The sequence below is a fragment of the Rahnella selenatireducens genome, assembly GCF_046449555.1.
GTDB lineage: Bacteria > Pseudomonadota > Gammaproteobacteria > Enterobacterales > Enterobacteriaceae > Rahnella > Rahnella selenatireducens.
This window is the reverse complement of the sequence record NZ_JBKEZJ010000001.1, coordinates 51,773-74,598: the sequence shown is the minus strand read 5'-3', so window position 1 is coordinate 74,598 and position 22,826 is coordinate 51,773. Positions and strand designations below refer to the sequence as shown.

Genomic DNA, 22,826 nt, shown 5'->3' with positions numbered 1-22,826 from the left:
GTCAGGCGAGGCCATTGAGCCAATATCAGCCAGGTTTTTTTGACAAAATAACGTATTATGCGGTCGGCAAACAGTTATTGTAGGTGAGTCTTTTTGATGTCACACAGGATTAACCTTGTTCATATGGGCATTTAATGCTTATTTTAGAGAGGTTAAGCACACCAGAACGGCTCAGTGCCCTTAGGTTATTATTGGTTACTACATGAATAAAGAAGCATTCTACACGGAATTAAAACGTGATTTGAGCGCGTTGATCGCCGGAGAAAACAATTTTATTGCGACTCTGTCGAACGCCAGTGCCTTACTTTTTGAGCGTCTTGACGGCGTGAATTGGGTAGGTTTTTATCTGATGGACGGCACATCGCTGGTGCTGGGACCATTCCAGGGTAAAATTGCCTGCGTGCGTATTCCGGTAGGAAAAGGCGTCTGCGGTACCGCAGTGGCGGAAAATGCCGTACAGCGTGTTGGTGATGTTCATGCCTTCCCGGGCCACATCGCCTGTGACGCTGCAAGTAATGCCGAAATTGTCCTTCCCATTACGGTGAAAGGCGCGGTTATCGGCGTATTAGACATTGATAGCACCGTTTATCAGCGCTTCGATGAAGCCGATGAACAGGGGCTCACAGAGTTAGTCAGCGGGCTTTGCCAGCATCTCGAAAACGGCGATGCTGAAAAATATGTCAATCTGATCGCAAGTTGATCGTCGGATAACGTGGCATTTAATAATGGCGTCATTATAATGGCGCCTGTTCATGCCTGCGCCGGTTGGCAAACCCGTTGTAATCAGGAAATTTCATGGAAAATCAACCTAAGTTGAACAGTAGTAAAGAAGTCATCGCCTTTTTGGCTGAGCGGTTCCCGCTCTGTTTTACCGCCGAAGGCGAAGCACGCCCATTAAAGATCGGTATCTTTGCGGATTTGGTCGAGCGCGTGCAAGGTGAAGAGAATCTGAGCAAAACTCAGTTACGCTCTGCTCTGCGTCTGTATACCTCAAGCTGGCGCTATCTGTATGGCGTTAAAGTTGGCGCTGAACGCGTTGACCTTGATGGTAATTCATGTGGCGTTCTCGAAGAGCAACACGTCGAACATGCCCGTAAACAGTTGGAAGAAGCAAAAGCCCGCGTTCAGGCACAACGTGCAGAACAACAGGCTAAACGTCGTGAAGCCGGTGAAACCACTGAGCCACGTCGTCCACGTCCGGCCGCTAAAAAACCTGCGCCGCGTCGTGAAAATGCGCCCGCAGCTGTGGCTGGTCAGGAAAATCGCAAACCACGTACACCTCGCCCTCCGCGTGAGGAAAAACGTGAACCGCGTCAGGTGCCAGTAACAGACATTTCAAAACTGCAAATTGGCCAGGAAATCAAAGTCAGAGCTGGTCAGAGTGCGATGGATGCAACCGTTTTGGAAATTGCCAAAGACGGTGTTCGCGTTCAGCTCTCTTCGGGTCTGGCGATGATTGTGCGCGCAGAACACTTGCAGTTCTGATACGGAGGCCAACTCAGGCATGAACAAATTTGTCAGATTAAGCGTTATTGCGGGTCTGTTAATAGCAGGGGCAGGGCTGGTGAATACCAGCTTTGCAGCGAACGAGAGTGCACCGGTGACTCTCGCTCAACTCCCTAACTTAACGCAAGATCCGCAAGATGCAACGGTAAGTGAGCGTGTGACTGCACGCTTTACCCGTTCACATTATCGTCAGTTCGACCTTAATGAAGATTTCTCAGCGAAAATCTTCGACCGTTACCTCAACATGCTCGATTATGGCCATAACGTACTCATGGCTTCCGACGTGGCGCAGTTTACTGATAAACGTGCCACTTTGGGTGAGGAACTGAAATCCGGTCAGTTAACCACGCCTTATGCCTTATTCAATCTGGCGCAAAAACGACGCTTTGAACGCTATGACTATGCGTTGAAAGTGCTTGAGCGTCCGATGGATTTCACTGGCAATGACACCATTGAGCTTGATCGCAGTAAAGCCCCGTGGCCGAAAGACCGCGCTGAGCTGGATAAGTTGTGGGATGCGAAAGTCAAATATGACGAGCTGAACCTCAAACTAACTGGCAAAAACGATCAGGAAATTCGCGATGTGCTCTCCAAACGTTATCATTTTGCGATGAAACGTCTGACCCAGAGTAACAGCGAAGATGTGTTCCAGTTGGTGATGAATGCCTTTGCGCATGAAATTGACCCGCACACCAATTATCTCTCTCCCCGCAGCACTGAGCAGTTCAATACCGAAATGAGCCTGTCTCTGGAAGGTATCGGTGCCGTCCTGCAGGGTGATGATGATTATACCGTCATCAATTCAATGGTAGCTGGAGGCCCGGCGGCCAAAAGTAAAGCCATTGCTGTTGGCGACCGTATTGTCGGTGTGGGCCAGGTTCAGGCCGGTAAACAAACCCCAATTGTTGATGTGATAGGCTGGCGTCTTGATGACGTTGTCGCACTCATCAAAGGACCTAAAGGCAGCAAAGTGCGCCTGCAGATCCTACCTGCGGGCAAAAATGCTAAAAACCACGTTATTACCCTGACACGCGAAAAAATCCGTCTGGAAGACCGCGCGGTCAAAATGACCATCAAAAATGTCGGTGATCAGAAAGTCGCAGTGATGGACATTCCGGGTTTCTACGTGGGTCTGACAGACGATGTTAAAGTTCAGTTGCAGAAAATGGCTAAGCAAAACGTGAATAGCCTGGTTATCGATCTCCGTACCAACGGTGGCGGTGCCCTGACTGAAGCAGTTTCTCTGTCTGGTCTGTTTATCCCAAGTGGCCCTGTTGTGCAGGTTCGCGATAACAACGGTCGTATCCGTCAGGACAGCGATACCGATGGCGTCGTGTACTACAAAGGCCCGCTGGTGGTGCTGGTTGACCGTTTCAGTGCGTCAGCTTCAGAAATTTTTGCAGCCGCAATGCAGGATTATGGCCGTGCGCTGATTGTTGGTGAGCCGACCTTCGGTAAAGGGACCGTGCAGCAATACCGTTCACTTAACCGCATCTATGATCAGATGCTGCGTCCGGAATGGCCTGCGCTGGGTTCTGTCCAGTACACCATCCAGAAATTTTATCGTATCAACGGCGGCAGTACCCAGCGTAAAGGGGTTACCCCGGATATACTGATGCCAACCGGTATTGAATCGATTGAAACGGGTGAGAAGTTCGAAGATAACGCGCTTCCGTGGGATAGCATCAACGCGGCGACTTACACCAAATTGGGCGACATGAAACCGTTCCTGCCTGACTTGCTGAAAGAGCATGAAGCACGAATTGCGAAGGATCCTGAGTTCCAGTACATCCAGCAAGATATCGCCCGTTACAAAGCACTGAAGGACAAACGTGATACCGCCTCCCTTAATTACGCACAGCGTGATAAAGAGGACAAAGAGGACGATGCATTACGTCTGAGCCGTCTGAACGAACGCTTCAAGCGTGAAGGTAAGAAACCGCTGAAATCTCTCGACGATTTGCCGAAAGATTACGTGGCTCCGGACCCTTATCTCGATGAAGCTGACCACATTGCCGTTGACTTGGGCAATCTGGAAAAAGCTCAGGGCGACCAGACCGCGGCGAAGTAATTCTTCACCCGGTGGTCAGATGAAAAAGCGCACTCCGGTGCGCTTTTTTTATGTATAAAACCGGGCAGTAAAGCTCGCCGGAACCCTATAGATTTCAGCGGTGGTTGTGAAATAAAACGCTTCAAAATGTAAAGTATTGTGATTTTAGACCTTTAGCGGGCAGGGACTCTTGAATCTGGGGAAGAAGCCCATAGGATCAGTACAGCCGGGCAGGCTATGTGCCGGCGGTGTGACTCAATCAATAACAACGAAGTAACAATGAGGAAGTAAAATTTTATGATGCGTATAGCGTTGTTCCTGCTGACTAACCTGGCGGTTATGCTGGTCTTTGGGCTGGTGTTAAGCCTGACGGGCATTCAGTCCAGCAGCGTGCCGGGGCTGATGATCATGGCCGGGCTGTTTGGCTTCGGTGGTGCTTTTGTCTCGTTGCTGATGTCGAAGTGGATGGCGTTGCGTTCGGTGGGTGGTGAAGTTATTGAGCAGCCACGAAATGAAACTGAGCGCTGGTTGATGGAAACGGTTCGTCGCCAGTCTCAGCAGGCAGGCATTGCCATGCCGCAGGTTGCGATTTATCACGCTCCAGATATTAATGCCTTCGCAACCGGTGCGCGCCGTGACGCCTCGCTGGTGGCAGTGAGCACAGGTTTGCTGCAAAGCATGAACCAGGACGAAGCCGAAGCGGTTATCGCCCACGAAATCAGCCACATTGCGAACGGCGATATGGTCACCATGACGCTGATTCAGGGTATTGTGAATACCTTTGTGATCTTCATTTCGCGACTGATTGCGCAGGTGGCTTCTGGTTTCCTTTCCGGCAACCGTGATGGCGAAGAAAGTAACGGCAATCCGATGATTTATTTTGCGGTGGCGACGGTGCTTGAGCTGGTGTTCGGTATTCTGGCGAGCATTATCACCATGTGGTTCTCGCGTCACCGTGAGTTCTACGCGGATGCCGGTTCGGCGAAACTGGTTGGGCGTGAAAAAATGATTGCTGCGTTGCAGCGTCTGAAAACCAGCCATGAACCGCAGGAAGCGGGCAGCATGATGGCGTTTTGTATCAACGGCAAATCGAAGTCTTTCAGTGAGCTGTTTATGTCTCACCCACCGCTGGACAAACGTATCGAAGCGCTGCGCAGCGGTCAGTACATCAAATAAACATCCGTTCGTTTAGATGTAGAGAAATGCCTGGCTTATGCCAGGCATTTTGCTTTCCGGAATTTATGGTTTAGAACCCTCAGCGGCTTTCTGGCTGCTGGTTTTTTGCGTCATTCTCATCAGACTGACCAGCGCGCCCGCGCCGGCGAGTGTCCCTGCCAGAATTAACGATGCATGCGTCCCGTGTGACGGAAACAGGTTAAACATCAGGGCAACCATTGCCGCACCGGTTGTCTGGCCTAAAAGTCGTGCCGTTCCCAGCAATCCGCTGGCGCCACCGCTGCGGTTACGCGGTGCGGAACTGATGATGGTGTGATTGTTCGGAGACTGGAATAAACCAAAGCCTGCACCGCACAATAACATGCGCCAGATGATATCAAGATGCGAAGGTTCTGGCGGCAGAAGTGAGAGCGAAAACAGCCCGAATGAAAAGACAATCAACCCGATACCGCCCAGCATCCCCGGATGGAAACGCTCTACCAGACGGCCCGCAATCGGTGCCATCACCATCGTTGCCAGCGGCCACGGCGTCAGTAGCAGGCCGGTATCTACAGAGTTCAGCCCCAGCGTATTTTGCAGGAAGAAGGGCAGCGAAACGAACGCCAGCATTTGGGCACTGAAAGAGCACAACGACGTGCCCAGCGACAGGCTGAAAATCGGGATGCGCAGCAAATCCACCGGCAGCAACGGGAAAGGTTTCGACAACTGACGGCGGACAAAGAACCAGCCAATAATCAGTAGCGCTATCACTTCGCCCAAAATCAGCAGATGGTTCAGACCCTGCGCGAAACCGCTGATTGCACTGATGAGCAGGCCAAAGGTCAGCGCGTTCATCACGCTGCTGGTGATATCAAAACGCTGCCCCTGACTGCGTGTTGAGTTGGCCGGAAGAAATTTCAGACCCAGAATCAGCGCGACAATACCAATCGGAACGTTAACTGCAAACAACCACTGCCATGACGCCACGGATAATATCCCCGCTGCAATCGTCGGCCCTGCAGCGGAAGATACAGCAACGATCAGCGCGTTAATCCCCACTCCCCGCCCAAGAAAACGTTGCGGATAAATAATACGTATCAGCGCGGTATTCACACTCATGATCGCCGCCGCCCCGAACCCCTGCAATACGCGCGCGACGGTCAGCGTCAGCAGCGAATCGGAAAGGGCGCAGAAGAGCGACGTAATGCTGAATACCAGCAGGCCGGTCTGATAGATGCGGCGATAGCCAAAAATATCCCCCAGAGACGCCAGAGAGAGCAGTGAAATAGTAATCGCCAATTGGTAGGCATTCACGACCCAGATTGAGGCCGCCGGGCTGGCATGAAAATCATTGGCAATAGTAGGCAAGGCGACATTCGCAATTGCGCCGTCCAGCACCGAAACGGTAATACCCAGAGCAATTGCGAGGATCGCACCGTAACGTTGTGGAACGGGAAGCCCGTCGTTGGGTGTAGGTGTCATGAGTTATGTCAGTGCGTAGTCATCAGAGAGGGGAATATTACTACGCTAATGAAGTTAAAGTGACAATTGTCACACGATGTAATGAATTTTTTACTGAACTCTCCGTTATGAAACTGGCTTAACAGTTCTTACATTCTCACGCATCGGGTTGATTGCTTATCGCCGATGCTTACCACTATAATAAAAACCACGTTCTATTTTTTTTGAAACAAAACTCACGCGAGCAGGTAATTCGTCCTATGGCTATCGCAGATCTTGATAAGCAACCCGATTCTGTTTCTTCCGTTCTGAAAGTTTTTGGCATTTTGCAGGCCCTGGGTGAAGAACGGGAGATTGGTATTACTGAACTTTCTCAGCGCGTTATGATGTCCAAAAGTACCGTCTATCGTTTTTTGCAGACGATGAAATCTTTAGGATACGTGGCGCAGGAAGGGGAATCTGAAAAGTATTCACTCACTTTGAAGTTATTCGAGTTAGGGGCGAAAGCGCTGCAAAATGTGGATCTGATCCGCAGTGCCGACATTCAGATGCGTGAACTGTCCCGTCTGACCCGCGAAACGATCCACCTTGGCGCGCTGGATGAAGACGGTATTGTCTATATTCATAAAATCGATTCGATGTACAACCTACGCATGCATTCGCGCATTGGTCGCCGCAATCCGCTGCACACTACCGCTATCGGTAAAGTGCTTCTGGCCTGGGGCGATAAAGCGGAAGTTAGCGCGTTGTTGCAGGAAATTGAGTTTACCCGCAGCACTGAAAACACCATTATGAATGCCGTTGATTTGCAGACTGCGCTTGATCAGGTGCGTGTGCAGGGTTACGGGGAAGATAACGAAGAGCAGGAACAGGGACTTCGTTGCATAGCGGTTCCCGTGTTTGACCGTTTTGGCGTGGTGATTGCCGGTCTGAGTATTTCGTTCCCTACTATCCGTTTCTCAGAAGAAAGCAAAGCGCACTACGTCGAAATGCTGCATACCGCCGCGCGCAACATCTCTGAGCAGATTGGTTTTCACGACTACCCGTTCTGAGTCTTTGGATAAATAACACAGATATAAAAAAACCGAAGCCATTGGCTTCGGTTTTTTGTTTTCAGTGAACCGGTATCAGCGATGAGCCAGTTCAGCGGTTTCTTCAGAATCCATCACCGCTTTGTCTGTCTGTTTTAGCAGCTGGCTGGTGATTGTCCCGGCAGTCATAGAACCACTTACGTTCAGGGCAGTACGACCCATATCAATCAGTGGCTCGACGGAGATCAACAGCGCGACCAGCGTGACCGGCAGGCCCATCGCCGGTAACACGATAAGTGCTGCGAAAGTCGCACCCCCGCCGACACCGGCAACACCGGCGGAACTCAGGGTGACAATCCCGACCAGCGTGGCAATCCAGACCGGATCAAACGGGTTGATGCCCACGGTTGGCGCAACCATGACGGCCAGCATTGTCGGATACAAACCGGCACAACCATTCTGGCCGATAGTGGCACCGAAGGATGCTGCGAAGCTGGCAATCGATTCAGGAATACCCAGACGACGAGTTTGCGCTTCCACGCTCAGCGGGATAGTGGCGGCGCTGGAACGGCTGGTGAACGCGAAGGTCAGCACCGGCCAGACTTTACGGAAGAATTTCGCCGGGTTAACGCCGGTGAAAGACAGCAGCACGGCATGAATCACGAACATAATACCCAGACCGAGGTAAGACGCCACCACGAAGCTGCCCAATTTGATGATGTCCTGAATGTTGGAACCGGCAACCACTTTGGTCATCAGTGCCAGAACGCCGTAAGGGGTCAGTTTCATGACCAGGCGAACCAGTTTCATCACCCAGGCCTGTAAGGTATCGATGAATGCCAGAACGCGCGGGCCTTTCTCTGCATCATCTTTAACCAGCTGAAGCGCCGCAACGCCAACAAAGGCGGCGAAAATCACCACGCTGATGATGGACGTCGGGCTTGCACCGGTGAGGTCAGCAAACGGGTTTTTAGGAATAAAGGAGAGAATAAGCTGTGGAACGCTCAGGTCAGCGACTTTGCCCACGTAATTGGACTGGATAGCGGTCAGTCGCGCGGTTTCCTGCGTTCCCTGTACCAGACCGTCTGCCGTCAGGCCGAACAGGCCGGTTACGAAAATCCCCACCAGAGAGGCGATAAGCGTTGTCAGCAGCAGAGTGCCAATGGTCAGAAAGCTGATTTTGCCCAGTGAAGAGGCATTATGTAATTTCGCCACTGCGCTCAGAATCGACACGAAGACCAGCGGCATCACAATCATTTGCAGCAGCTGAACGTACCCGTTCCCGACAATATTGAACCAGGTAATCGACGTTTTAAGAACCGGATCGTCAGAACCATAAATCAGTTGCAGTGCCAGGCCAAATACCACACCGAGAGCCAGACCTGCTAAAACTTTTTTTGCCAGACTCCATTGCTTATGGCGGGTTTGCGCCAGCAGCAAAAGGAGGGCAACGAAAACCACTACGTTAATCACGAGCGGAAAATTCATACCAGACTCCAAACTTATAATTTTTCAAACGGGTGTTCCCGAAAGGGACTGCACCATCCCATAGCATTGGGGTGAAGAATATCAGTTGGGTGTCCGATTATTTATATCCAAAAGGAATGCATTATAACTTTTCCTCCAAATTCGTATTGAAAATCGCCAGGTTGTCGGGTTTTCGTACGGTTCAGATGAAGAGTTTTAGAATATGGTTAAAAATGTCGGGATTGATTGCACCAATAATGGGCGTCCAGTCCGGCCAGAAAAGGGTTAATCCGACCAACAGCAGGCACAATGTTCGCTCCAGCTGATTACCTTTTTGGCTATTAATGAGGGGAAGACGGAAACGCCAGCGGCAAGGCCACAATAAAGGAACCCCGGCAGGCGTCAGCATATCGGCCAGAATATGGCTCAAATAGCCGATGATCATAGCGTGAAAGGCATCGATGGGGATCACCCAGTCGTGAGGGAAATGGGTGCGCAGAAGGAAAATTCCTCCGGCGACGGCAAGCAGGCTGTGCGTGAATCCACGGTGCCCGAAAGCCCGCGCGATCGGAGCAGAAATCCATTTCAGGCGCTGGCCAATCAGGGATTTGGGATGATCGATGTCGGGCAGCAGGCACGTGAGCAGGGACCCCGGAATAATATGCCACCAGTCACCGTGCGCCAGTTCCGGAGAAAGCTGTGCCTTTTTCGCAAATACTGCACAGGCAATTGAAAAAATGAGGTGGCCTTCCGCCGTCATGACGAGTCCGAACTGGATAACTGTTATTTTATCCAGTATAAGTGAAACTGTCACAATCTTGGAAGAGACACCCTGTAACTAATTGTCAACGGTATGATAAAAAAGGAAAAGGCGTATAAAAATACGCCTTTTCGCTGTCACTTATTGAACGGTTATCGTGCCAGCCATCCGCCATCAACGGCAATCGTATAGCCGTTAACGTAATCCGAGGCTTTCGACGCCAGAAACACCACGGGGCCCATGACGTCTTCCGGCAAACCCCAGCGTCCGGCGGGGATGCGATCAAGAATTTCTTTGCTGCGATCTCCGTCCGCACGAAGTTGTTCAGTGTTGTTAGTCGCCATATAGCCCGGCGCAATGGCATTAACATTGACGTCGTGTTTCGCCCACTCGTTTGCCATCAGCCGGGTGATGCCCATGACGGCACTTTTTGATGCCGTATAAGAAGGAACGCGAATGCCGCCCTGATAGGAAAGCATGGAAGCAATGTTAATAATCTTACCGCCGGTACCTTGTTTAATGAACTGCTTAGCCACAGCCTGAGACATGAAGAACAGCGTCTTGCTGTTCACTTTCATCACGTCGTCCCAGTTTTTCTCACTGAACTCGATAGCATCTTCCCGGCGAATGATACCGGCGTTGTTCACCAGAATATCGACATGGCCAAACTTACTGACCGCTTTTTCGATGAGTTCGGGAATGCCCGTAATGCTGCTCAGGTCAGCGCGAAGATCGAGAAACCGGCGACCGGTCGCCGTGATTTTTTCGGCTGTTTCGTTTGGCGCTGAAACGTTAATACCTACGATATCGCAACCAGCTTGCGCCAGTCCCAGCGCCATACCTTGGCCCAGTCCGGTGTTACAACCGGTCACGATTGCGACTTTGCCGCTTAATTCAAACGCATTGAGGATCATATTCAAAGTCTCTTTTGCACGGCACGTTCGCCATTAAAGGATGTTAGCTCTGCCGCCGAGCAGCAGAGCATAAGGGTTAGCGCAGTTCGCTGACTTTGACGTGATCCATGTCGTCAAATACCTGGTTTTCGCCGACCATTCCCCAGATGAAGGTATAGTTTTTCGTGCCTACACCGGAATGAATTGACCAGCTCGGCGAGATGACGGCCTGTTCGTTATGAACGAGTAAATGACGCGTTTCTTGTGGCTGCCCCATCATGTGAAATACGGCGGTTTCTTCTTCCATATTGAAGTAGAAATACACTTCCATACGGCGCTCATGGGTATGGCAAGGCATGGTGTTCCACAGGCTACCCTCTTCGAGTTTGGTTAATCCCATCGTCAGCTGGCAGGTTTCCAGTACGTCAGGCACGATAAATTTATTGATAGTCCGGCGGTTGCTGGTGGCTGCATCGCCAATAGTCTGTGGCGATGCTTCGGACAGCGTAATTTTTTTGTTGGGGAACGTCGTGTGCGCAGGGGCGCTGTTGTAGTAGAACTTGGCAGGTTTTACGGCATCAACGCTGCTGAATTCAACGTGCTTCGCGCCTTTGCCGACGTACAACGCTTCTTCATGACCAATCTCATAAGTTGTTCCGTCAACCACAATCAGCCCCGGTCCGCCGATGTTGATCACGCCCAGTTCGCGACGTTCGAGGAAGTAGCTCACACCGAGTTGCTTACCGACTTCATCACCTACCGAAACTGATTTTTCCGCGGGCATAACGCCGCCGACGATAATGCGGTCGATATGGCTGTAGGTCATGGTGTAGGTGTTTTTCTCGAAGATTTTCTCGATGAGAAATTCGCGGCGTAATTCTGCGGTATCCAGCGTTTTGGCGTGGTCGCTGTGAATGCTTTGACGAACTTGCATGTCGGTGCCTCTCATAGGATTGCAATGAAGAGGACTTGCCGGGCGAGTCTGACGGTTGCGTGGCAGTGACAGCGTACAGAAGCAGGAGAGCTCCCGGCTCGTCCTTGTTAAATGCAGCATAGGTTCATTGGCATATGAATTCAATAAAAATGAAATAACGTTTTATTTGTTTATGAGGCAGTTCAAGATTCGGGAAATTAAACGCAGGCCTGGAAAATGTGGCAGGGATAACCTGCAGTACGGCATGAAACAGGAGACGGCGCAGAAGCAGGGGCTCTGCGCCGGTTTGCCCGTGAAGATATCTCAGAGGATGTGTGCAGGCTCTAAAGCTTCAAGGGTCGCGAGCTTGGTGTCGGCCAGCGCCCAACGCGGATCTGCGTGATACTCACTGGCGGGAACAACAATCGAGCGCATGCGTGCGGCTTTCGTGGCAATCATTCCGTTAAAGGAATCTTCCAGCGTGACGCAGTTCAGCGGGTCAACCTGCAATTCACCAGCGGCGAGCAGATAAACTTCGGGATGCGGCTTACTATAAGGCAGTTTTTCTGCCGACGTGATCACCTGAAAATAGGATTGCAGGTTAAACATCTCAAGAACGGCCCTGAGCATAAATAAAGGAGACGCGGATGCGAGACCAATCTTCAGCCCGCTGTCACGACACAGCTCAAGTGCCTGGTTCACACCCGGCAGCAAAGGGCGCGTTTGTTCCACCAGTTCGATGGTGCGCGCGATGATCATTTTAGACACTTCGTCCTGCGTCGGCCCCTGCCATGGCAGCGTTTGATACCACATTCTGACCACCTGATCGACGCGCAATCCCAGCGTATCTGGCAGTAAATGTCGCTGGGAAATATCTACGCCGAGGCTACCGAAAACGTCCAGTTCTGCCTGAACCCAAAGTGGTTCAGAATCAATTAACAGACCATCCATATCGAAAATTGCTGCATTAACAGGGCGAACATAAGCCATGAAAGCGGACTCCGTAAAAGTGAATTGACGTTTTACTTTAACACCGCCGGTTCAGAGGGTGAAATCCGATACAGGAACGGTCAGGAAAACCGTCATCAGCGCTGTTTCAGGCAGGCAACGCCAGTAACTGATTAAAACATTGGGCGCAAAATACTTTCTGTGGGTAAACTTACGTGTTGCTTAAGGTGTCCAAACAAGGGGAATTCATGACGTACCAACAAGCCGGACGCGTGGCAGTGATTAAACGGATTGCAGGATGGATTATTTTTATTCCTGCGCTGCTTTCAACACTGATTTCATTGCTTAATTTTATTAATGAACACACTAAAACTGAGCAGGGCATCAATGCTGTCATGCTGGATTTCGTCCACGTGATGGTTGATATGGTGAAGTTCAACACCTCGTTTCTTAACGTTTTCTGGTACAACTCCCCCGTTCCCGTTTTGGGGCAGGGTGTGACCACCGCGAACATCGTGTTTTTTATTATCTACTGGCTGATTTTTGTCGGTCTGGCGTTACAGGCATCTGGCGCAAGAATGTCCCGTCAGGTGAAACATATCCGTGAAGGCATTCAGGATCAGCTAATCCTCGAACAGGCGAAAGGCGCGGAAGGGCGTACACGACCACAAATTGAAGAACGGATTGTCATTCCGAGACATACGATCTTGGTGCAGTATTTCCCGCTCTATATCTTGCCCATCGTTATTGCAGTCGTTGCCTATTTCGTTTTGAAATTATTAGGTTTAATTGCAGGTTGATCTGAGATTGGTTTTGTAACATCTAACTTATCTTTCTCAAAAACAAGGCCTGAATATTTTCATTATTCAGGCCTTGTTTTTTTATGCATAAAATATTTATCAGGCTAATTAATATCGTCGTGGAGAAGTCTTTCAATAGCGCGCTGGGCAACGACGAGATGCTGCCCTCCGAATAAATTACTGCGATTTAGCAGGTAATATAACTGGTAGATGGGTTGCCTTGAAATGAAGTCATCCGGAAGCGGCGTTTTGCTCTGATAACCGTCATATAATTGTGGCGGAACATTAGGATACAGCGGAAGCATCGCCAGATCGCATTCCCTGTCGCCCCAGTAACAGGCGGGATCGAAAATGACCGGGCCGTGTTCGGAAAGGCCACAGTTGTGCGGCCATAAATCGCCGTGTAATAAAGAAGGCTGAGGTTGATGGTTCTGTAAGCGGGCATGAACCATTGCTGTGATATCTTCGATATTGCCGAACGTCATTCCTTTTTCCGCCGCCAGTTGCAACTGCCAGCCAATACGCTGTTCGGCAAAGAATGTCGCCCAGCGCCGCTGCCAGCTGTTGGGTTGCGGCAGGGTCGCCAGCTCATTATCGAAATCAAGGCCGAATTGCAGCTGCTCGCTCCACTGGTGTAAGGCTGCAAGCTGCTGCCCCAAGATATAGGCGTTATGGGCATCCAGAGGTTTTTGCGGGATATATTCAAGCAGCAGAAAACTGTAATCACGATCGCTGCCAACGCCATAAACCTCAGGCACGCGAACTGTCTGACTTCGGGCAAGCAGGGCGAGTTGATCGGCTTCAGCCGCGAAAATAGGGAGCATTTCACGCGCATTGCACTTAACAAATACATCCCTGTCACCGTAGCTCAACCGCCAGGCCGGGTGAATTTCTCCTCCCGGCAGTTCAACACGTTCGCGGATTTCAGCACTGCCCAGGTGTTCACTCAACAAACGATTGACGGCTTGCCACATGGTATCACCCCTTCTGACTGGCCCGATAATTCATTAAGTTAGCGTTTTTTGTGTTTCAAAAACCCGATCCCGCGCACGGCTGAATCAGATGATGTTGTTAATTTATGCGAATTCCGACGTGGCTGAACTGAGAGTGTAATCAATGAATCTGTTAATTTCAGAATATGTGACGTCAAAGAGGTTTTATATGCAGAATTGTCTTATCGACATGTGCCTAACCCCCTTGTTTAACAAAACAATAATAATAATAGACTAAAAATATATTCAGGTGTGGGAAGAAGATGTATATGCTAGCCCTCGTCCCAGTCGCGAGAGAGAAAACGTGAAACCAAAAATTCTTTATTTGATGGCCGCGCTTTTACTGGCGGGTTGCGCTAAAGAAACACCGGTTAAAACCACGCATTTTTTGAATCCATCGCCACCCATACAAAGCGAAACTTCATTAATGCATCCGGGGCCTTATGGTGACGTTATTCACCAGGCGGCAAATACTTACGGCGTCGACGAAACACTTGTTAAAGCAATCATTCAGGTTGAATCTGGATATAACCCAACCGTTGTCAGTAAATCGAATGCGATTGGGTTAATGCAGCTAAAGGCCTCAACGGCAGGACGCGATGCCTACCGGATGAAAGGACGTTACGGGCAGCCCAGCGCTCATGAATTGAAAGACCCGGCGATGAATATCGACCTGGGCACGGCGTATCTGAGTATTCTGCAGCAGCAGCTGGCAGGGATCAGTAATCCAGAAACCCGTCGTTATGCAACGACGGTAGCCTACGTTAACGGGGCTGGGGCATTACTGAGAACTTTCGCGAAAGATAAAACCTACGCGATTGCGAAAATTAATCAGATGTCTCCGCAAGAGTTTTACCAGCATGTGCAGCAGAAACATCCGGCGCCTCAGGCTCCGCGTTATCTGTGGAAAGTGAACAGCGCCTATCTGGCGATGCGTTAAATTTTGTTTTCCGTCAGTAGCAAATCAGGCTGCTGGCGGGAAATGAGAAATAATTTCAGTCACGCCGTTAATTACAAACTGCACGCCCATACAGACCAGCAAGAATCCCATCAGCCGCGAAATTGCTTCAATCCCGCTTTTCCCAACCAGACGCATAATTCCGCCCGCACTGCGCAATGTGAGCCATAAAATCAGGCTGACCAGAAAGAAAATCAGCACCGGCGCGACTAAAATTACCCAGTGAGGAAAATCTGAACCTTCTCTGATGGTTGATGCGCTGCTGATAATCATCGCAATAGTACCCGGGCCCGCGGTGCTTGGCATCGCCAGCGGCACAAACGCGATATTCGGTGAATCCTGACGTTTCATCTCCTCGGTTTTGTTTTCCATCAGCACTTTCTCTTCAACGTGTGGCTGAGGGAAAAGCATTCGGAAACCGATAAATGTGACAATCAGGCCACCCGCAATACGCAAACCGGGAATTGAAATCCCGAAGGTATTCATCACCAGTTGTCCGGCGTAGTAGGCGACCATCATGATAATGAAAACGTACACCGAGGCCATCAGCGACTGCTGATTTCGCTCCTGCGCTGTCATGTTTCCGGATAGCCCAAGTAAGAGGGCAACGGTGGTTAACGGATTCGCCAGCGGAAGAATCACCACTAAACCTAATCCGATGGCCTGAAATAACAGACTGACTTCTGACATAAATTTCCCTTTTGAAAAGCGTTTGTGTTTACCTTAGCGTGTCCGGGGGGGATTACACGAAAAATATCCATCTTAAGCAACACAGGTTGCTGGAAATTCGCACTTTACGGGTGGTAAACTCGCTGTCTGTTTTCACGTCGCATCCCGATACGATTACGTGATGTATTCCAGGGTGCCTATATTTGGCAAAGTAAAGCTGAATAGCGTGAATAACTACATGAAATTAAACTCAAATATTTTTCTAGATGTGCTCTGTCGTGTGGGGCACCACTGTAGATTAAGGAATTATCATGCCTGTCATTACTCTTCCTGACGGAAGCCAGCGCGTTTTTGATCGCCCCGTTTCACCTCTTGATGTTGCTCTCGATATCGGTCCTGGTCTGGCGAAAGCCTGTATCGCTGGTCGCGTTAACGGCGAACTGGTTGATGCAACTGATCTGATTGAAACCGACGCACAACTTGCGATCATCACCGCTAAAGACGAAGCCGGTCTTGAAATTTTGCGCCACTCCTGTGCGCACCTTTTGGGGCACGCCATCAAGCAATTGTGGCCAGACACCAAAATGGCTATCGGTCCGGTTATCGATAATGGCTTCTATTATGACGTCGATTTAGATCGCACGCTCACTCAGGAAGACATCGAACTGCTTGAAAAGCGCATGCACGAACTGGCTGAAAAGAATTACGACGTTATTAAAAAGAAAGTCAGCTGGCAGGAAGCGCGCGATACCTTTGCAAGCCGTGGTGAAGAATACAAAGTCGCGATTCTGGATGAAAACATCAGCCATGATGATCGCCCGGGTCTGTATCATCATGAAGAATACGTGGATATGTGCCGGGGTCCGCACGTACCAAATATGCGTTTCTGCCATCATTTCAAACTGCAGAAAACTTCCGGTGCATACTGGCGTGGCAACAGCGATAACAAAATGCTGCAACGTATCTACGGCACTGCCTGGGCAGATAAAAAGCAACTGAATGCCTACATTCAGCGTCTGGAAGAAGCCGGTAAGCGCGATCACCGTAAAATCGGTAAGCAACTCGACCTGTATCACATGCAGGAAGAAGCGCCGGGCATGGTGTTCTGGCACAACGATGGCTGGACTATTTTCCGTGAGCTGGAAGCCTTCGTACGTATGAAACTGAAGTCTTACGACTATCAGGAAGTGAAAGGCCCGTTCATGATGGATCGCGTGCTGTGGGAAAAAACCGGTCACTGGGAAAATTACAAAGAAGCGATGTTCACCACGTCTTCTGAAAACCGTGAATATTGCATCAAACCGATGAACTGCCCGGGGCATGTTCAGATCTTCAATCAGGGTCTGAAATCCTACCGTGATCTGCCATTGCGTATGGCCGAGTTCGGCAGCTGCCACCGTAATGAGCCGTCAGGTGCACTGCACGGCCTGATGCGTGTTCGTGGTTTCACTCAGGACGACGCACACATCTTCTGTACTGAAGAACAGGTTCGTGATGAAGTGAACAGCTGTATCCGCATGGTCTATGACATGTACAGCACTTTTGGCTTTGAAAAGATTGTGGTGAAACTGTCCACCCGTCCTGAGAAGCGCATTGGCACTGACGAAATGTGGACGAAGGCAGAAGATGACCTTGCTGCAGCGCTGACCGAAAACAAGATTGAATTCGAATATCAGCCGGGTGAAGGCGCCTTCTACGGTCCGAAAATTGAATTTACCTTGCATGATTGTTTGGATCGTGCGTGGCAGTGTGGTACCGTGCAGCTCGACTTTTCATTACCTGGTCGCTTGAACGCCTCCTATATTGGCGAAAGCAACGACCGTCAGGTTCCGGTAATGATTCACCGTGCTATCCTGGGTTCCATGGAGCGCTTCATCGGTATTCTGACCGAAGAATACGCCGGGTTCTTCCCGACCTGGATGGCGCCGGTGCAAGTTGTGATCATGAACATTACTGATTCACAAGCGCCGTATGTCGAAGAATTAACTAAAAAACTGCAAGATGCAGGCATTCGCGTTAAAGCCGACTTGAGAAATGAGAAGATTGGCTTTAAAATCCGCGAACACACGCTGCGCCGTGTTCCTTACATGTTAGTTTGTGGCGATAAAGAGGTCGAATCAGGCAAGGTTGCTGTTCGTACCCGCCGCGGCAAAGACTTAGGAAGCATGGATGTTAGCGAAGTCGTTGACAAACTGCTGGCGGAAATCCGCAGCAGAAGTCTTCATCAACTGGAGGAATAAAGTATTAAAGGCGGAAAACGAGTTCAACCGGCGCGTCCTAATCGCATTAACAAAGAGATTCGCGCGCAAGAAGTTCGCCTCACCGGCGTCGATGGCGAGCAGATTGGTATTGTCAGTCTGAATGAAGCTCTTGAAAAAGCTGAGGAAGCGGGCGTCGATTTAGTAGAAATCAGTCCGAATGCCGAGCCGCCAGTTTGTCGAATCATGGATTACGGCAAATTCCTCTACGAGAAGAGCAAGTCGACCAAAGAGCAGAAAAAGAAACAAAAAGTTATTCAGGTTAAGGAAATCAAATTCCGACCTGGTACCGATGATGGCGACTATCAGGTCAAACTACGCAACCTGATTCGCTTTCTGGAAGATGGCGATAAAGCCAAAATCACCCTGCGGTTCCGTGGGCGTGAAATGGCGCACCAACAGATCGGCATGGAAGTGCTTAACCGCGTCCGTAAAGACCTGTGTGAAGATTCTGAACTGGCCGTTGTCGAATCCTTCCCTACGAAGATCGAAGGTCGTCAGATGATCATGGTGCTCGCACCTAAGAAGAAACAGTAAGGCTTCCAAGTAATCCTGCTGCGCGGTGTTCGCACCGCGCATGCTGGATTCGCCTTTCTGATTCATGTTAATAACAATGCGAAGTGGAATTTAAAATGCCAAAGATCAAAACAGTACGCGGCGCCGCTAAACGCTTCAAAAAAACCGCCAACGGTGGTTTTAAGCGTAAGCACGCAAACCTGCGTCATATTCTGACCAAAAAAGCTACTAAGCGTAAACGTCACTTGCGTCCAAAAGGCCTGGTATCCAAGAACGATTTGGGTCTGGTCTCTGCATGTCTGCCGTACGCATAAATACACTTTTTTTAATCTAGAATATAAAACTCAGGAGAGCATATGGCTCGCGTAAAACGTGGTGTGATTGCACGTGCACGTCACAAGAAAATCTTAAAACAGGCGAAAGGTTACTACGGTGCCCGTTCTCGCGTATATCGTGTTGCATTCCAGGCTGTTATCAAAGCTGGTCAATACGCTTACCGTGACCGTCGTCAAAAGAAACGTCAGTTCCGTCAGCTGTGGATCGCGCGTATCAACGCAGCAGCTCGTCAGAACGACATGTCTTACAGCAAATTCATTAACGGCTTGAAAAAAGCTTCTATTGAAATTGACCGTAAGATCTTGGCTGACATCGCAGTATTCGACAAAGTGGTATTTGCCGCTCTGGTCGAAAAAGCGAAAGCAGCACTGGCGTAAGTCAGGTGAAAGAGGGAGCTTGCTCCCTCTTTTATATTTTGTATTTAAAAACAGGCTGATTCGTTGTTTAATACTGACAGTCCCGTTTACGCCCTGGCACAAGAAAGACAATCATTAAGGTAACGCAAGCATGAATGCTGCTATTTTCCGTTTCTTTTTTTACTTTAGCGCCTGACTCAGGAAGGCTTTCGCGCGTAAGAGAAGAAACGAAAAGTAGCGCCTAAGCCTCCCTCGTGGAGGCTTTTTTGTATCTGTGCTTTAGACACTAAGGTTCAGGGTCAAATCGCGCCCCTGATTAATCACGGTTATTTTACATCGGGCCATATTGGCCAGAAGAAGAGGAAAGCAATGCCACATCTCGCAGAGCTGGTTGCCAATGCCAAGGCAGCCGTAGAGAGTGCTCAGGATATCGCCGCGCTGGATAACGTGCGTGTCGAATATCTGGGTAAGAAAGGCCACCTGACGCTCCAGATGACGACCCTCCGTGAATTGCCAGCGGAAGAACGTCCGGCAGCAGGCGCAGTGATCAACGAAGCGAAAACGCAGGTTCAGGAAGCCCTTAACGCGCGGAAAAATACGCTGGAATCCGCTGTGCTGAATGCGCGTCTTGCAGAAGAAACGATAGATGTTTCCCTGCCAGGCCGTCGTATCGAAAACGGCGGTTTGCATCCGGTGACCCGTACTATCGACCGCATTGAAACCTTCTTCGGTGAGCTCGGCTTTACCGTGGAAACCGGTCCGGAAATTGAAGATGACTACCATAACTTCGATGCCCTGAATATTCCGGGCCACCACCCGGCGCGTGCTGACCACGATACTTTCTGGTTTGACGCTAAGCGCCTGCTGCGTACTCAGACATCCGGCGTTCAGATTCGTACGATGCAAGGCCAGCAGCCGCCAATCCGCATTATCGCTCCGGGCCGTGTCTATCGTAACGATTACGATCAGACGCATACGCCGATGTTCCATCAGATGGAAGGCCTTATTGTTGATAAAGACATCAGCTTCTCCAACCTGAAAGGCACGCTGCACGATTTCCTGAACAACTTCTTTGAAGCTGATTTGCAGATCCGTTTCCGTCCTTCTTATTTCCCGTTCACAGAACCTTCTGCGGAAGTTGACGTTATGGGTAAAAACGGTAAATGGCTGGAAGTACTGGGTTGCGGCATGGTGCACCCTAACGTATTGCGTAACGTCGGTATTGATCCGGAAGTATATTCCGGTTTTGCCTTCGGTATGGGGATGGAACGTCTGACCATGTTGCGTTATGGCGTGACCGACCTGCGTGCATTCTTCGAAAACGATCTGCGTTTCCTCAAACAGTTTAAGTAAGGCGGGAATATCACATGAAATTCAGTGAACTCTGGTTGCGTGAGTGGGTAAACCCAGCCATCAGCAGCGAAGCATTATCAGACCAAATCACCATGGCCGGCCTCGAAGTCGATGGCGTTGAGCCTGTTGCAGGCGCATTTAGTGGCGTCGTAGTGGGTGAAGTGGTCGAATGTGGCCAGCACCCTAATGCAGACAAACTGCGTGTAACGAAAGTGAATGTGGGTGGCGATCGTCTGCTGGACATCGTTTGTGGTGCACCAAACTGCCGTCAGGGCCTTAAAGTTGCCGTCGCCACCGTGGGCGCGGTATTGCCGGGTGATTTCAAAATCAAGGCAGCCAAACTGCGTGGCGAACCGTCTGAAGGCATGCTGTGCTCTTTCTCTGAGCTGGCGATTTCAGATGATCACGATGGCATCATCGAATTGCCTCAGGATGCGCCTGTCGGTAACGACATTCGTGAATTCCTCAAATTGGACGACACGACTATTGAAATCAGCGTGACGCCAAACCGTGCGGATTGCCTGGGTATCTTGGGTGTGGCGCGTGACGTTGCGGTGATTAACCAGCTCCCGCTGGTTGAGCCGGAAATAAATCCGGTTAAAGCCACTATTGATACGGCTATTTCTATCGATGTTCAGGCACCTCAGGCTTGCCCGCGCTATCTGGGGCGAGTAGTCAAAGGCATCAACGTTAAGGCGCCTACGCCGTTGTGGATGCGTGAAAAACTGCGCCGCTGCGGTACGCGTTCAATTGACGCTGTCGTCGATATTACCAACTACGTGCTGCTTGAACTCGGCCAGCCAATGCACGCCTTCGACCTGAACCGTATCGACGGCGGAATTGTTGTGCGTATGGCGAAAAAAGATGAAGCGCTGACTCTTCTTGATGGCACTGAAGCTAAACTGAACGAAGATACACTGGTGATCGCTGACCACGGCAAAGCACTGGCGATGGCCGGTATTTTCGGCGGCGAACATTCCGGTGTGAACGACGAAACTCAGGACGTGCTGCTGGAATCCGCATTCTTTGCACCGCTGTCGATCACTGGCCGCGCGCGCCGTCAGGGTCTACACACCGACGCTTCGCACCGTTATGAACGTGGCGTTGATCCGCAACTGCAATTCAAAGCCATCGAACGCGCAACCGCCTTACTGCTGAGCATTTGTGGTGGCGAAGCGGGTCCGATTATCGACGTAACGTCAGAAGCCGAATTGCCAAAAGCCGCAACCATTACTCTGCGTCGCGAAAAACTGGATCGCCTGATTGGCCATCACGTTGAAGATGCGCAGGTAACGGACATTCTGACCCGTCTGGGCTGTCAGGTTCAGCATAAAGGCGATCATTGGGTGGCTGTCGCACCGAGCTGGCGCTTTGACATGCAAATTGAAGAAGATCTGGTGGAAGAAATTGCCCGTGTCTACGGTTATAACAACATCCCCGATGTCCCGGTGAAAGCCAGCCTGGTGATGACCAAACACCGTGAAGCTAATCTGTCGCTGAAACGTGTGAAAAATCTTCTGGTTGACCGTGGTTTCCAGGAGGCAATTACTTACAGTTTCGTTGATCCTAAAGTTCAGGCATTGCTGCATCCGGGCGAAGACGCACTGATCTTGCCAAGTCCGATTTCAGTGGAAATGTCTGCAATGCGTCTTTCTCTGTGGTCTGGTCTGCTGACTGCGGTAGTTAATAACCAAAATCGTCAGCAAAGTCGCGTGCGCATATTTGAAAGCGGCCTGCGCTTTGTGCCTGATACTCAAGCAGATTTGGGTATCCGTCAGGACGTCATGCTATCCGGTGTGATCTCCGGAACGAAAAATGAAGAGCATTGGGATCTGGCGCGTCAGGCAGTTGACTACTACGATTTGAAAGGTGATCTTGAGGCTATTCTTGAGCTTACCGGCAAAATGAACGATGTACAGTTCAAGGTTGAAGCAAATCCTGCACTGCACCCTGGGCAGAGCGCAGCGATTTATTTACACGGCGAACGTATTGGTTTCATTGGTGTAGTACACCCAGAGCTGGAACGTAAACTCGATCTCAATGGCCGTACTGTTGTCTTCGAACTGTTATGGAATAAGGTCGCAGACCGCGTACTGCCTGATGCGAAAGAGATTTCCCGCTTCCCGGCGAACCGTCGTGACATCGCTGTTGTTGTGGCTGAAAACGTGCCCGCAGACGATATTTTGGCAGAGTGCAAGAAAGTTGGCGCAAATCAGGTAGTTGGCGTAAACTTGTTTGATGTGTACCGTGGCAAGGGCGTAGCTGAGGGTTATAAGAGCCTGGCTATCAGTCTGGTGTTGCAGGATACCGCCCGTACACTGGAAGAAGAGGAGATCGCCGCTACCGTTGCAAAATGCGTAGAGGCTCTAAAACAGCGATTCCAAGCATCCTTGAGGGATTGAAC

22 protein-coding genes and 1 other annotated feature are annotated in these 22,826 nt (G+C 50.2%); of the genes, 14 read left to right on the top strand and 8 right to left on the bottom strand.

The window, feature by feature from the left end; genetic code table 11:
- Nucleotides 1-202 precede the first annotated feature (202 nt).
- From ACLBVC_RS00355 to htpX, 4 genes are all read left to right on the top strand, one after another.
- Nucleotides 203-700 (top strand): GAF domain-containing protein, encoded by a 498-nt coding sequence (locus ACLBVC_RS00355; RefSeq protein ID WP_410147445.1) that lies wholly within the window; start codon nt 203-205, stop codon nt 698-700.
- Nucleotides 701-795: 95 nt separating this feature from the next.
- Nucleotides 796-1,485 carry an RNA chaperone ProQ gene (gene proQ / locus ACLBVC_RS00350; protein WP_104922581.1) on the top strand — a complete coding sequence of 230 codons (690 nt, stop codon included), beginning with the start codon at nt 796-798 and terminating at the stop codon, nt 1,483-1,485.
- 19 nt (nt 1,486-1,504) lie between these two features.
- Nucleotides 1,505-3,577 carry a carboxy terminal-processing peptidase gene (gene prc, locus ACLBVC_RS00345; protein ID WP_410147443.1) on the top strand — a complete coding sequence of 691 codons (2,073 nt, stop codon included), beginning with the start codon at nt 1,505-1,507 and terminating at the stop codon, nt 3,575-3,577.
- 276 nt (nt 3,578-3,853) lie between these two features.
- Nucleotides 3,854-4,732: a protease HtpX gene (gene htpX, locus ACLBVC_RS00340; RefSeq protein WP_152325681.1), complete on the top strand. Its 879-nt coding sequence runs from the start codon at nt 3,854-3,856 to the stop codon at nt 4,730-4,732.
- 63 nt (nt 4,733-4,795) lie between these two features.
- Here htpX and ACLBVC_RS00335 read toward each other — a convergent pair whose 3' ends face one another.
- Entirely contained in the window at nt 4,796-6,193 is a 1,398-nt protein-coding gene (locus ACLBVC_RS00335) for an MFS transporter (RefSeq protein WP_410147441.1), read from the bottom strand.
- Between the two features lie 239 nt (nt 6,194-6,432).
- On the opposite strand from ACLBVC_RS00335, the gene kdgR reads away from it, so the two are divergent.
- Entirely contained in the window at nt 6,433-7,224 is a 792-nt protein-coding gene (gene kdgR / locus ACLBVC_RS00330; protein WP_410147439.1) for a DNA-binding transcriptional regulator KdgR, read from the top strand.
- 75 nt (nt 7,225-7,299) lie between these two features.
- Here the strand turns inward: kdgR and ACLBVC_RS00325 are convergent, their stop codons facing one another.
- From ACLBVC_RS00325 to hxpB, 5 genes are all read right to left on the bottom strand, one after another.
- A complete protein-coding gene (locus tag ACLBVC_RS00325; protein WP_410147437.1) occupies nt 7,300-8,691 on the bottom strand; it encodes an L-cystine transporter in 1,392 nt (463 codons plus the stop codon).
- Between the two features lie 181 nt (nt 8,692-8,872).
- On the bottom strand, nt 8,873-9,430 hold the full coding sequence (locus ACLBVC_RS00320) for a metal-dependent hydrolase (protein ID WP_410147435.1): 558 nt from the start codon (nt 9,428-9,430) through the stop codon (nt 8,873-8,875).
- A gap of 152 nt (nt 9,431-9,582) precedes the next feature.
- On the bottom strand, nt 9,583-10,344 hold the full coding sequence (gene kduD / locus ACLBVC_RS00315; RefSeq protein WP_410147434.1) for a 2-dehydro-3-deoxy-D-gluconate 5-dehydrogenase KduD: 762 nt from the start codon (nt 10,342-10,344) through the stop codon (nt 9,583-9,585).
- 76 nt (nt 10,345-10,420) lie between these two features.
- A complete protein-coding gene (gene kduI / locus ACLBVC_RS00310; protein WP_410147433.1) occupies nt 10,421-11,257 on the bottom strand; it encodes a 5-dehydro-4-deoxy-D-glucuronate isomerase in 837 nt (278 codons plus the stop codon).
- A 303-nt stretch (nt 11,258-11,560) separates the two neighbouring features.
- Nucleotides 11,561-12,226, bottom strand: a complete 666-nt coding sequence (gene hxpB, locus ACLBVC_RS00305; RefSeq protein WP_410147432.1) for a hexitol phosphatase HxpB — start codon at nt 12,224-12,226, stop codon at nt 11,561-11,563.
- A gap of 206 nt (nt 12,227-12,432) precedes the next feature.
- Here hxpB and ACLBVC_RS00300 point away from each other — a divergent pair, with 206 nt between their 5' ends.
- Entirely contained in the window at nt 12,433-12,984 is a 552-nt protein-coding gene (locus tag ACLBVC_RS00300) for a YniB family protein (protein WP_410147430.1), read from the top strand.
- Nucleotides 12,985-13,088: 104 nt separating this feature from the next.
- Here the strand turns inward: ACLBVC_RS00300 and ACLBVC_RS00295 are convergent, their stop codons facing one another.
- Nucleotides 13,089-13,958 (bottom strand): fructosamine kinase family protein, encoded by an 870-nt coding sequence (locus ACLBVC_RS00295; protein WP_195814429.1) that lies wholly within the window; start codon nt 13,956-13,958, stop codon nt 13,089-13,091.
- 322 nt (nt 13,959-14,280) lie between these two features.
- Between ACLBVC_RS00295 and ACLBVC_RS00290 the strand changes: the two genes are divergently transcribed.
- Entirely contained in the window at nt 14,281-14,916 is a 636-nt protein-coding gene (locus tag ACLBVC_RS00290; protein ID WP_152326331.1) for a transglycosylase SLT domain-containing protein, read from the top strand.
- 24 nt (nt 14,917-14,940) lie between these two features.
- On the opposite strand, the gene ACLBVC_RS00285 is transcribed toward ACLBVC_RS00290, so the two are convergent.
- Nucleotides 14,941-15,624 carry a MarC family NAAT transporter gene (locus tag ACLBVC_RS00285; RefSeq protein ID WP_104922568.1) on the bottom strand — a complete coding sequence of 228 codons (684 nt, stop codon included), beginning with the start codon at nt 15,622-15,624 and terminating at the stop codon, nt 14,941-14,943.
- Between the two features lie 290 nt (nt 15,625-15,914).
- On the opposite strand from ACLBVC_RS00285, the gene thrS reads away from it, so the two are divergent.
- The 7 genes from thrS (at nt 15,915) to pheT (ending at nt 22,824) form a co-directional block, all read left to right on the top strand.
- Nucleotides 15,915-17,843 (top strand): threonine--tRNA ligase, encoded by a 1,929-nt coding sequence (gene thrS / locus ACLBVC_RS00280; RefSeq protein WP_101077102.1) that lies wholly within the window; start codon nt 15,915-15,917, stop codon nt 17,841-17,843.
- A gap of 3 nt (nt 17,844-17,846) precedes the next feature.
- Nucleotides 17,847-18,398 (top strand): translation initiation factor IF-3, encoded by a 552-nt coding sequence (gene infC / locus ACLBVC_RS00275; protein ID WP_013576136.1) that lies wholly within the window; start codon nt 17,847-17,849, stop codon nt 18,396-18,398.
- Between the two features lie 95 nt (nt 18,399-18,493).
- Complete coding sequence (gene rpmI, locus ACLBVC_RS00270) at nt 18,494-18,691, top strand: 50S ribosomal protein L35 (RefSeq protein ID WP_013576135.1); 198 nt, start codon at nt 18,494-18,496, stop codon at nt 18,689-18,691.
- A gap of 42 nt (nt 18,692-18,733) precedes the next feature.
- The gene (rplT, locus tag ACLBVC_RS00265; protein ID WP_056773451.1) at nt 18,734-19,090 is read left to right on the top strand and encodes a 50S ribosomal protein L20; all 357 of its coding nucleotides are present in this window, start codon (nt 18,734-18,736) and stop codon (nt 19,088-19,090) included.
- Between the two features lie 125 nt (nt 19,091-19,215).
- Nucleotides 19,216-19,340 (top strand) — a sequence feature (Phe leader region).
- The gene (gene pheM / locus ACLBVC_RS00260) at nt 19,221-19,265 is read left to right on the top strand and encodes a pheST operon leader peptide PheM (RefSeq protein ID WP_106120997.1); all 45 of its coding nucleotides are present in this window, start codon (nt 19,221-19,223) and stop codon (nt 19,263-19,265) included. Its footprint overlaps the feature before it by 45 nt.
- A gap of 98 nt (nt 19,341-19,438) precedes the next feature.
- A complete protein-coding gene (gene pheS / locus ACLBVC_RS00255) occupies nt 19,439-20,422 on the top strand; it encodes a phenylalanine--tRNA ligase subunit alpha (RefSeq protein WP_101077100.1) in 984 nt (327 codons plus the stop codon).
- A 14-nt stretch (nt 20,423-20,436) separates the two neighbouring features.
- Nucleotides 20,437-22,824: a phenylalanine--tRNA ligase subunit beta gene (pheT, locus tag ACLBVC_RS00250; RefSeq protein WP_410147428.1), complete on the top strand. Its 2,388-nt coding sequence runs from the start codon at nt 20,437-20,439 to the stop codon at nt 22,822-22,824.
- Nucleotides 22,825-22,826: the final 2 nt, after the last annotated feature.